Here is a 10,269-nt window from a genome sequence, read left to right as displayed (position 1 = left end):
TCGTATCCTTCAAATAATGCCATGATTTTTCCTCCTATTCGTGTCTTGGGTCGATGTACTTAACAGCATCTGCATAACGACCATAAGTTTTCTTTGCATTGTTCAGAGCTTCTTCAGGGTTAGTGCCCTTTTTAACAGCGTCCATGAATACACCCATGTTTACGTATTCATAACCGATGATTTCATCATTTTCATCAAGACCCATCTTTAAGATATAGCCTTCAGCTAAGTCTAAGTAACGAGGTCCTTTTAATTTTGTTGAGTAAACCGTACCAACCTGAGAACGTGTACCTTTACCTAAGTCTTCCAAACCAGCTCCAACTGGAAGTCCGTTTTCAGAGAATGCAGACTGTGTACGTCCATAAACGATCTGCAGGAACAGTTCACGCATAGCTGTGTTGATAGCATCACAAACTAAGTCTGTATTTAATGCTTCAAGCAGTGTTTTACCAACGATAGCCTCACTAGCCATAGCTGCGGAGTGAGTCATACCGGAACATCCTAATGTTTCAATCAGTGCCTCTTCGATGATACCTTCTTTAACGTTCAGTGTCAGTTTGCAGGCACCCTGCTGTGGAGCACACCATCCAATACCATGTGTCAAACCTGAAATATCTTTGATTTCTCTGGAGTTTACCCATTTTCCTTCTTCAGGAATAGGTGCACAACCATGGCTTGCACCACACTTAACAGTGCACATGTTTTCAACTTCTTTTGAATAAATCATGTCATTTCTCCTTTCTCGCATAATCCATGAAAGATTTACCATAGTGCTACTTTAACGCTTGTGTAGCTGTCTTGACAATGTCATTTTCCTCTATTTAAAATAACATCATCGAGGACGTTTTCCCTACGAAATTTCTATTTGACAATATCTTCACAAGAAATGTCGTCCTACTTCATTATTTTAATTCTTTTCCTATTTTATGTCAACATAATTAGGCCTTTTTATCCTTACCAGAAAGGGTGTAAAAAAGCGTTCCAAAAGGAACGCTTCCCTAAATTATAGCTCATGAACCTGCCTGCTTTGATACCATGCAATCGTTGCCCTTAGCGTGTCCTTCATACTTCTTGGTTGATAATCCAACTGTGTGGTAGCATGTTCATGTGAAAAGCGCACATTAGATGCTAAAGTATAAAGAGAATATGGAGTATATAATGGGCGCTGATGGCGCAGCTTTGCATATCCTGAAATTATAGGGGCAAAGGCTTTTGCCACCCACATAGGTAACATAAACAGTGCATCTTTTCCACATAAAGAGGCGGTTATATCTAGAATATCGGATATCTTATAATATTGATTGGATAAAATATAACAATCTCCTTTTTCTCCATGTTCTAAAGCCGCAATACATCCTTTCGCGACATCTCTGACATCAACAAAGTCGTAACCACCAGAAACACCAGCCGGCAATTTCCCTTCCAGATAATCGCTTATCATCTGCACTAAATAATTGCTCTTGGTTCCATATGGCCCTAAGATACCGGAAGGATGAACAATAACGGCATCTAAACCATTGGCAACCTCATCCATGACCAGTTGTGATGCAAGTGCTTTTGTTTTGGCATATCCACCTTTTACAAGGGACGCATCAAAGTGATGCACCTCAGTAATTATTTGCGGATACGTTTTTTCGGGTATAGCATGTACAGAGCTGGTGTATAAGAAACGCTTTATATGATATTGCTTTGCGAATTGCAGCATCGTTTTTGTGCCTAAGACATTCACATCATAAAGTTTAGCGGATACTTTTCTTTGAATATCAACAATCCCTGCAGCATGCAATAGATACACTTCTTTATCTTGTAAGTTCGCAAAAAAGGGAAGCAAACTGTCCGGTTCTAAGACATCTCCTTTATAATAATGTACATGACTATCATCAGTTGCATGATCCTGCGGCATGATAAGCGCACGTATTTCATAAGATGTTTCATGAAGTTCCTGCAGGATGGCTTTTCCCAAATGTCCGTTTGCTCCTGTTAGTAAGATTGTTTTTTTCATAAACTCACACTTCTTTCCATCATTTTCTGCGCCAACCTTTACGGTATGTGAAAAACGAAATGAAGTTGTGAATATGCTAATCTCTCTCTTATATTATAACGCTATGAAAAGCACTGTACTACTCTTTTACAATGCTTTTACAAATCCTGCATTTTCTCATGCGATATTGCATCAGAAAATCATATTTCAAATGTTTCAGATGAAAAATTACTATAAAACCGACCACTTTCTGCCGTAAAACGAAGCACACAATAATCAGGATCACTTACACCTTGCGGATAATACATCGTATCGTTTTCTTGCCAGATCATTTCTTTCGAAACGGCATCTTCCAACACTTCCATTTTTCCTAACAGCATGACACCGCGAAAAAAACGTTTATCACAAAAATAAATACACGCTTTATCATTCTTTCGATACTGCTCTTACCCGCATCGAAGATGTATTGGTTGTAAAATAGAACACTTTGATACCTTCTCTTTTACGTGGTGGCAACATCGCCTTCGTATTAGGAAATCCTTTCTCATCAACTGAACTGATGAAAGATACACTTTGTTTATCAATTAGGTTCCCGATCGTTTTTACTTTATCGCGCATACATAACGCCTCCTCATATATCTACACTTTACCTGAAAGTCATTTGTTAAGCAATCGTTTTATTGCTTTTCATAAAATCAATCTGTTTTCATGAGGAGGATACGCATAAATCTATTTTACATCAAAAGAGGAAGATGTAGTTCTTCGTTCATATACCAGATCAACGATACCGTTATAGCTGTGTGTATGCAACAAAGTTAATTTTCTTTCAATATCCGTGTTATGAAACAATCGTATGCCTGTACCTAGAAGAGTAGGAATAACATTGATATGATATCGATCAATGCTGTCGGCTTGCATGAATTGATTCACAATGGATGCACCACCACAAATCCAGATATCTTTCCCCGGTTGTGTTTTTAAATGTCTTATCAATGCCACAGGATCTTCCATAGTGAACCTTATCTTTTCAGTAGATGCTTCAGTTTGATGTGTAATGATATAACTGGTAAGAGTAGGATATATCCATTGTTTTGGTGATATTTCAGTACGTAGCTGATGATACGTATTTGCCCCCATAATGACAGTATCTACACCTTGGATAAAGGTTTCATATGTAATCATATCATTTTGATTGGCATCCTCCCCTGCTAACCAAAAAACTTTGCCATTTTTATCAGCGATGAATCCATCTAAACTCATAGCGATAAAAAGAATTGTTTTACGCATAACATAACCGCCTTTCATTGTCTTTTCTAGTATGGCAAATTATAGGCTGTTTATAAGGTGATGGATGGTAATGTAAACTACATATTAAGGCAGCTGTTCTTCTTTTGGATTTCCATAAGCAAACATTAAATGCTTATAAGTCACATTATTTTAAGCTTTTTCATCAAAGCTAGTTCCCTTACAATAACAAAAAAACGATATCTTGCATATCCATTTCGGAATCAACATATCGTTAACCTTATATATGGTGGAGGTGGCGAGAGTTGAACTCGCGTCCAGAAACAGCCCCACGTACAGACATCTACAGTTTAGTCCATTACCAATATTCAACAGGTAACAATGGACAGCTCCTATTGAAGGTGTTCAATTTATTTTCGTGATCAATCCCTTGAACTAGAATTGAACCTTATCCTTCGTAAATGAGATGCTCATCTAGTATGCCAAAGGACAACATACTAGCGGCAGCTGCGAACCTTTGTCGGTTATTAAGCAGCAAAAGCCATTCTCTGGTTTGCACCAAAGATGTTAGCTAATTTAGTTTTTCCGTTTAAATTTAATTGGTTATTACGTAACCACTCGACTGCCGTCTGTACCAAGCGTATCCCTGTCGAAACCAGTACACCCCCGGTTTTAGGTAGTTGTAGTTTACCACAAAATACCGCAAACTACAACTGTCCTAATATTGGTTTTTTAAAGCTTTTTCAATTTCACGTTTCGCATCTTTTTCTTTCTGAACATTTCGCTTATCATGCAAATCTTTACCTTTTGCTAAGGCAATTTCCATTTTCGCTTTTCCCTTTTCCAAATATAATGAAATAGGAATCACCGTATAGCCCTTTAACTTCACCTTTTGTTGCAGCTTTATAATTTCACTCTTATGCAGCAACAGCTTACGGATACGCGTTTCATCGTGATTAAAACGATTGCCGAATTCATATTCCGGGATATGCATTTCTTTGATAAAAGCCTCATTGTTCGTAAAACTGATATATGCATCTTTGATCTGGGCATGCCCCTTACGAATCGCTTTAATTTCCGTACCTTGCAACACCAAACCGGCCTCAAAACGATCTTCCAGAAAATATTCGTGGGATGCTTTCCGATTAAATACGATTACTTTTCTACCAGCTGTCATAGCTTCACCTCTTTAGTTTATGTCAAGGAACAAAAGATATGCCTTTAACGGCCCCTTTTTTCCCTCTTTTTTGTTAACAATGCAAAATCAACTTCACGTTTAAACCGATTTGCATCAATACATCTAACCTGGACTTTTTGTCCCATGCGATACACATTTGCCGTATGCTCACCAATTAGACTGTGACTCACTTCATCATAATGATAATAATCATCTTCCATGGATGAGATATGCACCAAGCCTTCTACCGTATTATCCAGCTCAACAAACATTCCAAACTTAGTAATACCACTGATGACTCCTGCAAAACGCTGTCCGATATAGTTTTCCATATACTCAGCCTTTTTCATATCATCTACGGCTCGTTCGGCATCCACAGCATTACGCTCACGCTCACTTGCCTGGATGGCTGCCTGTTCACACCATTGTTCATCCTGTTTCATTTTATCTACATCTTCAGATGATGTAAAGATATATTTTCGCAGCATGCGATGTACAATCAAATCCGGATAGCGGCGAATTGGTGATGTAAAATGCAAATACTCCTTTAAGCCCAGTCCGAAATGTCCCAAACAACGATTATCATAGCGCGCTTTCTGCATGCTTCTTAACATGAAACTGGATAACACGAAATAATTATCCTGTCCTCTGGCTTCGTCTAATAAAGCCTGTAGCTGTTTTGGATGTACGTCTTGGATACCTCCCTTAAACGTATATCCCAATGTTTTCGCAATACGTGCAAACTCCCGCATTTTCTTAGGTTCAGGAGCTTCGTGAATACGATACATCGATGGCGTTTCCAGCCATTTCATATGCGTGGCTACAGTTTCATTCGCCGCTATCATAAAATCTTCAATGATGCGCTCTGCTTCTCCACGCTCACGTAAGACGATATCTTTTGGTTTCCCTTTTTCATCGACCAGAATTTTAGCCTCTCTGCTATCAAAATCAATGGCGCCAAGTCCTTCTCTGCGTCTGCGAATGATCCCAGCCAATACCTTCATATCTAAGCACATCTTTAACAAATGAGGATAAGCTTTTTGTGTTTTAGCATCACCGGATAATATCTTATTCACATTCGTATAGGTCATTCGCTCATTGCTATTGATCACACTAGGAAAGATACGATAATTCATTACATTGCCTGTACGATCTATCTCCATCATACAAGTTATGGTTAAGCGATCCACATGGGGATTTAAAGAACAAATGCCATTGCATAACGCGTGAGGCAGCATCGGTACGACGCGATCTACCACATATACTGAAGTCCCCCGATGATAAGCCTCTTTATCAAGCGCCGTTTTTTCTTGTACATAATGGGAAACATCCGCAATATGCACATAAAGACGATAGCCTTTTTCTATCTTCTCAATACTGATGGCATCATCTAAATCTCTGGCATCTTCCCCATCAATAGTAATTGTCAACAGCTTACGCAAATCCTCACGATTCTTCAATTCATTTACGTCCACTTCTTCTTTTATGCCAGCTACTTCTGCTTTCACTTTTTCATTGAATTCAGGAACGATATCTTTTTCAAGTAAGATACTTAAAATATCAATCCCCGGATCATATTTATAACCGATTTCCTTTTCAATATGACATTTTAAAACCGTTCCATAACTATCAATATGAAGCAGAACTTTAGAATCATTCACCAATTTAAAATCATCATAATTCGTAATTTTGATTTTACGATTGTTTAAATAAGAATCAGGTAAGAAATACTTTGATCCTTCTTTGATTTTTACTACCCCCACGATATGCGTGACACTATGTGAAATGACTTCGACCACTTCACCCTCTACACTTTTATCATTATTGGTCCATGTTCTGGCATATACAACATCTCGATCCATACCTAAACCTAATCGTTCTCTGGCTATATAGTAACTGTCATCCGCTGTTTCCACAAAGCCAAAGCCTTTCGGATTTATACGCAGCGTACCACTCACATACCCTAATTTTTCACTAAGGAAATAGCGATGTCGCTCATCTCTGGCAATAATACGTGCAGCTTCCAAATCGTTTAATAATTTCATCAATTCTGTGAAGGCAACACTATCTTCCATTTGGATCATCCTGGATAATTGTTTCACATCCATACCACGATAATCGTTTTGTTTGATCAGGGCGAGTAGTTCTTCTTTTTTGCTCATTATTTGCCCTCCTTTTCATTATGATCTTATAGTTATAGTATACCATCCCACTCTTATTTCATAAATATGATAGCGCATTTTATCTAGATCTTAACAATTTGCGGATGCAGATGGCGCTTTCATCATTCAGGAAACAACTAAGTTTATATGGATGGTATAGGTATCGTTACTTCATAAAAAAAGACCTTGCACGGTCTTAGTCTAAAATACGGATAATTATAACAAGAGCGAAAAAGATAATTCCTGTTACCATAGTAACATTAGATATGATTTTTTCAGATCCTCTTTCTTTGACATTGGCAAACAGATTCAATCCATCACTTCCACCAAATGCACTTCCAAGACCATCTGACTTTCCGCTTTGTAATAAGGAGAGTATTATCAAAATGACCGATGCAATCATTAATAGTATTTCTAAAATGCCCATGATAGTCCTCCTTCCTATTTCTCGATACCTTACTAGTATAGCAAACAATGCTAATAATTACAATATTGTTTCGAAAATATTTAAGATACATGTGTTGGTTTACAATAGATGTGTTACAGAATAGGTTAACAAAAAGCAAGAGACTCGCTATACTTAAGTTACTACACCATTAGAAAGGAGATCTCTTGCATGAATAGTATAACTCAAGATATGCGTTTTCGTCTATCCATTGTGAAATCTTATAATCGTGCTACTAAAACGGCTATCCGCTATAAAGTTACACGTCAATTTGTTTATTTCTGGGTTCATCGTTTCAATGGCGATATCCATTCTCTTGCAGACCATTCTCATAGACCCCATCATCACCCTAATCAGCACACGGATACTGAAATCAAATGGATCAAGGATCTTAGAAGAAGAAATCCTGATATGGGCTTGATTGACTTTTGGTTACGTTTGAAAGTACTTCACAACTATTCCAGGAGCGTTTCCTCCCTTTACCGTGTTATGCGATCTCTCTCTATGTTCCCCGTTAAAAAAGCGCATAAGAAACGTATAAACAAGCCATATGATACGCCTACCGTTCCCGGTGCTAAGATACAAATTGATGTGAAGTATGTTCCTGCCTGCTGTCTTGTTGGAGATTTGAAAGGTACAAAACTTTATCAGTACACCGCGATTGATGAAGCTTCCAGACTTCGTTATCTTGCTTTCTATGAAGAACATTCCACTTATTCTTCTACAAAATTCCTTATGGAATGTATCAAGTTCTTTCCATTTAAGATTCAATGTATCCAAACAGATAATGGATTTGAATTTACCAATCGTCTTGTGAGCGAGAAGAAGACGTTATTCGAAGAAGCCTTACTACAAAACGAAATAGTCTATCATCCAATACGGCCGGCAACACCTAGACATAATGGAAAGGTAGAAAGAAGCCATAGAGAAGATCAAAAAAGATTTTATGATAAAGCAGCATTTGATTCGCTAGAAGATGCTTCATCTCAACTTAAGAAATACCTTAATAAATCAAACAACAGACCTACTAGACCTCTTGGTTATTTATCACCTATTCAGTTTCTTACTAATACGCTCATTGTGTAATACATCATTGACAAGACGGCACTATTCTCAATCACACAGATCTATACGAATATAAGCACGGAAAGATATTAATACATTTAAACTTTTGTTTTGAAGGTTTTCCTGCAGAACAAACTCCTGCGGCAATGCTAAAATACTACCGGCAGCGAAAAGGTCTAACCACACGGCAGTTAGCCGAAAGTATAGGAGTTGTACCCGCAACAGTGTTAATGTATGAGCGTGAACGATTCCCGATACCATATCAAACAGCCGTTGCTATGGCTGAAGTCCTTGAAATTGATAGAAATCTGCTCTTCGATGAGTTTGCTCAATTTATGGATTATCCTTACAGTGATAGACTTCGTGAAGTCAGAAAAGCAAACAGATTAAATCAAGCAACTTTTGCTGAAAAAGCAGGTATTAGTTTGAGCATCTATTCTAAGTGGGAGGGCGGTTCACGACAACCGTCAAGAAAAATGTATCAGCAATTGGTAAATACATATCCCGAAATAAATATATGAAAATACAGCCTATCTGTGATATAGCAGGTACGCTGTATTTTTTTATTGGCACATTAGTGTTATTACCTGTCTTTCTGTAAAATGAAAGTACAATAAAAAACAGGAGGATAAACACAATGAAAAAATCATTATTTGAACAAATGGGCGGTACTTATACGCAAGTTGGAGATTACCTGATACCAAATCTCCGTTTGCCAGAACAACAAGGTCAGCCGATCGGAGTATGGGGCAGCGACACGCAAGATATTTAAAACAGCACCATAAAATTATTTATATGAACCTGTTGACAAGCGGGAAACTAAACAACTATCTTGTCGATATTGACAACCAAGCTGAAAATTTGTTTCTTCAACTCGTAAAGCAACTGGCAGAAAGCGAAGACATAACAGAAGAACTTAAAGCAAAAGATCAGATGGAATGGGTTGCGCAAATGAACAATGTTTGCAACAGAGCAAGAGAAATTGTAAATTCTAAATTTCGTTTTTGAATATATACTAAAAATATGGACAAAAAAGCGAATAAATTAAAATAAAGTATAGCTGAAATTGAAAACTCCAAAAGGAAATTACTATTTTGAAGGATAATATTATATTATAAAATTAAATGCTTACAAAGTTTTATTACCGAAATTGCTTTTGTTTATTGCAAAAGTAAAATACATAAAGATGCAGACCCGATTTGTAGGTAATTGCAGAATCAACGGATGGGGTAGATGTAGGTCTTAATTTTCCACATCCGTTGATTTCACAGGGGTTTGGGGGTGTAGCCCCCAAGGTCTGTTTTGCAACAACCTACATTTTGTCTCTGCAAAAAACAAATTGCTTTCATTCTGCCATTAACTTTTTATCTCCTATTCAATTTGAAAAGTCTTTTTTCTTTCTGAATTTTCACTTTTTTGTGTACTACATTTTGATTGTGGTCCACTACTGGATTACAGATTTAGCTTACTTCACGAAAAAGGCAAACTGGTTAATCCTATGCACATTCGAAAATCAGGGTTCCTGGAAGATGACTTATGGGACTATGATAATTTACAGTACGAATGATTAAGAAGCTCAGCAGCTGATGTTAAATACATTGCTGTCTGAGCTTCTTATCATTTAAATCGAGACTATGAAAGTTACTTCCTTTTTCTATCTCACTTAGAGATGATTACTCGAAATATTAACTTGTAGATTTTTCAACACTCTATATTTTTACATACATATTTTGAAGTAACTTTTTAAATTCTTCTAAATCATACTGATTCAGAATTTTATTTGTCCTATGAGAAGAATAATCGACTACGTTAACATTCTTCATGTCATCATATTTTCCTATTTCTTCTGTTTTTAATGTGGTTGTTAAAATACATTGATTTCTTAATTCGCCAAACAATTCTAACACGCGTTTTTCTTTATCTGTAGAAAGATCTTCAGCTCTAAAAGAATCCATTATAATTGGACAATCATGACCTGTCATTTCAACAGAAGCCAACAATTTTGAAACATAGAATACTGTTTCTTCACTACCAGAAACAACTGTACCTCGCTTTGTGAAAATATCCTCGTATTCCTTTTCGCTTTCTATATCTATTTGCTTCTTTTTCTCATTCATTAAAGACATAAAGCGACCATAGAATGATCAGCTTGTGTCAAGTAGACACACAAAATAATTAAAACATTTTTGTCCAT

The 10,269-nt window shown here is 37.0% G+C and carries 11 protein-coding genes, 1 other RNA gene and 1 pseudogene; 3 read left to right on the top strand and 10 right to left on the bottom strand.

What is annotated here, in order from left to right; genetic code table 11:
• Positions 1 to 34: 34 nt before the first annotated feature.
• The 9 genes from AC1VS3_RS11925 to secG form a co-directional block, all read right to left on the bottom strand.
• Positions 35 to 727, bottom strand: a complete 693-nt coding sequence (locus AC1VS3_RS11925) for an iron-sulfur cluster assembly scaffold protein (protein WP_008690634.1) — start codon at positions 725 to 727, stop codon at positions 35 to 37.
• Between the two features lie 276 nt (positions 728 to 1,003).
• Positions 1,004 to 2,002 (bottom strand): NAD-dependent epimerase/dehydratase family protein, encoded by a 999-nt coding sequence (locus AC1VS3_RS11920; protein ID WP_481275663.1) that lies wholly within the window; start codon positions 2,000 to 2,002, stop codon positions 1,004 to 1,006.
• Between the two features lie 179 nt (positions 2,003 to 2,181).
• A complete protein-coding gene (locus tag AC1VS3_RS11915) occupies positions 2,182 to 2,361 on the bottom strand; it encodes a pyridoxamine 5'-phosphate oxidase family protein (RefSeq protein ID WP_270355623.1) in 180 nt (59 codons plus the stop codon).
• Between the two features lie 46 nt (positions 2,362 to 2,407).
• Positions 2,408 to 2,599: a pyridoxamine 5'-phosphate oxidase family protein gene (locus AC1VS3_RS11910; RefSeq protein WP_270355624.1), complete on the bottom strand. Its 192-nt coding sequence runs from the start codon at positions 2,597 to 2,599 to the stop codon at positions 2,408 to 2,410.
• Between the two features lie 111 nt (positions 2,600 to 2,710).
• Positions 2,711 to 3,268 (bottom strand): dihydrofolate reductase family protein, encoded by a 558-nt coding sequence (locus tag AC1VS3_RS11905; RefSeq protein WP_117548001.1) that lies wholly within the window; start codon positions 3,266 to 3,268, stop codon positions 2,711 to 2,713.
• Between the two features lie 245 nt (positions 3,269 to 3,513).
• Positions 3,514 to 3,894: a transfer-messenger RNA gene (ssrA, locus tag AC1VS3_RS11900) on the bottom strand.
• 50 nt (positions 3,895 to 3,944) lie between these two features.
• Positions 3,945 to 4,403 carry an SsrA-binding protein SmpB gene (gene smpB, locus AC1VS3_RS11895; protein WP_008978234.1) on the bottom strand — a complete coding sequence of 153 codons (459 nt, stop codon included), beginning with the start codon at positions 4,401 to 4,403 and terminating at the stop codon, positions 3,945 to 3,947.
• Between the two features lie 44 nt (positions 4,404 to 4,447).
• Positions 4,448 to 6,565, bottom strand: a complete 2,118-nt coding sequence (gene rnr, locus AC1VS3_RS11890; protein WP_481275662.1) for a ribonuclease R — start codon at positions 6,563 to 6,565, stop codon at positions 4,448 to 4,450.
• 196 nt (positions 6,566 to 6,761) lie between these two features.
• A complete protein-coding gene (secG, locus tag AC1VS3_RS11885; RefSeq protein WP_008690627.1) occupies positions 6,762 to 6,992 on the bottom strand; it encodes a preprotein translocase subunit SecG in 231 nt (76 codons plus the stop codon).
• Between the two features lie 189 nt (positions 6,993 to 7,181).
• Between secG and AC1VS3_RS11880 the strand changes: the two genes are divergently transcribed.
• The 3 genes and pseudogenes from AC1VS3_RS11880 to AC1VS3_RS11870 all read left to right on the top strand — a co-directional run bounded on the left by AC1VS3_RS11880 (position 7,182) and on the right by AC1VS3_RS11870 (position 9,083).
• The gene (locus AC1VS3_RS11880; protein WP_117547994.1) at positions 7,182 to 8,096 is read left to right on the top strand and encodes a DDE-type integrase/transposase/recombinase; all 915 of its coding nucleotides are present in this window, start codon (positions 7,182 to 7,184) and stop codon (positions 8,094 to 8,096) included.
• Between the two features lie 125 nt (positions 8,097 to 8,221).
• Positions 8,222 to 8,596 carry a helix-turn-helix transcriptional regulator gene (locus AC1VS3_RS11875; RefSeq protein ID WP_270355632.1) on the top strand — a complete coding sequence of 125 codons (375 nt, stop codon included), beginning with the start codon at positions 8,222 to 8,224 and terminating at the stop codon, positions 8,594 to 8,596.
• Positions 8,597 to 8,712: 116 nt separating this feature from the next.
• Positions 8,713 to 9,083: pseudogene (locus AC1VS3_RS11870) on the top strand (TnpV protein).
• Positions 9,084 to 9,784: 701 nt separating this feature from the next.
• Here the strand turns inward: AC1VS3_RS11870 and AC1VS3_RS11865 are convergent.
• A complete protein-coding gene (locus tag AC1VS3_RS11865; RefSeq protein WP_481275661.1) occupies positions 9,785 to 10,192 on the bottom strand; it encodes a hypothetical protein in 408 nt (135 codons plus the stop codon).
• Positions 10,193 to 10,269: the final 77 nt, after the last annotated feature.

The sequence above is a fragment of the Longicatena sp. genome (assembly GCF_982403165.1).
Note: the sequence above shows the minus strand (reverse complement) of the source record. Positions and strands in the feature narration are given on the sequence as shown.

What these genes read in the sequence shown, in the direction of transcription:
- AC1VS3_RS11865 (WP_481275661.1), bottom strand. Translation starts at nt 10,192, where the DNA reads ATGAATGAGAAAAAGAAGCAAATAGATATAGAAAGCGAAAAGGAATAC.
- AC1VS3_RS11925 (WP_008690634.1), bottom strand. Translation starts at nt 727, where the DNA reads ATGATTTATTCAAAAGAAGTTGAAAACATGTGCACTGTTAAGTGTGGT.
- AC1VS3_RS11875 (WP_270355632.1), top strand. Translation starts at nt 8,222, where the DNA reads ATGCTAAAATACTACCGGCAGCGAAAAGGTCTAACCACACGGCAGTTA.
- AC1VS3_RS11880 (WP_117547994.1), top strand. Translation starts at nt 7,182, where the DNA reads ATGAATAGTATAACTCAAGATATGCGTTTTCGTCTATCCATTGTGAAA.
- AC1VS3_RS11905 (WP_117548001.1), bottom strand. Translation starts at nt 3,268, where the DNA reads ATGCGTAAAACAATTCTTTTTATCGCTATGAGTTTAGATGGATTCATC.
- secG (WP_008690627.1), bottom strand. Translation starts at nt 6,992, where the DNA reads ATGGGCATTTTAGAAATACTATTAATGATTGCATCGGTCATTTTGATA.
- rnr (WP_481275662.1), bottom strand. Translation starts at nt 6,565, where the DNA reads ATGAGCAAAAAAGAAGAACTACTCGCCCTGATCAAACAAAACGATTAT.
- AC1VS3_RS11910 (WP_270355624.1), bottom strand. Translation starts at nt 2,599, where the DNA reads ATGCGCGATAAAGTAAAAACGATCGGGAACCTAATTGATAAACAAAGT.
- smpB (WP_008978234.1), bottom strand. Translation starts at nt 4,403, where the DNA reads ATGACAGCTGGTAGAAAAGTAATCGTATTTAATCGGAAAGCATCCCAC.
- AC1VS3_RS11920 (WP_481275663.1), bottom strand. Translation starts at nt 2,002, where the DNA reads ATGAAAAAAACAATCTTACTAACAGGAGCAAACGGACATTTGGGAAAA.
- AC1VS3_RS11915 (WP_270355623.1), bottom strand. Translation starts at nt 2,361, where the DNA reads ATGCTGTTAGGAAAAATGGAAGTGTTGGAAGATGCCGTTTCGAAAGAA.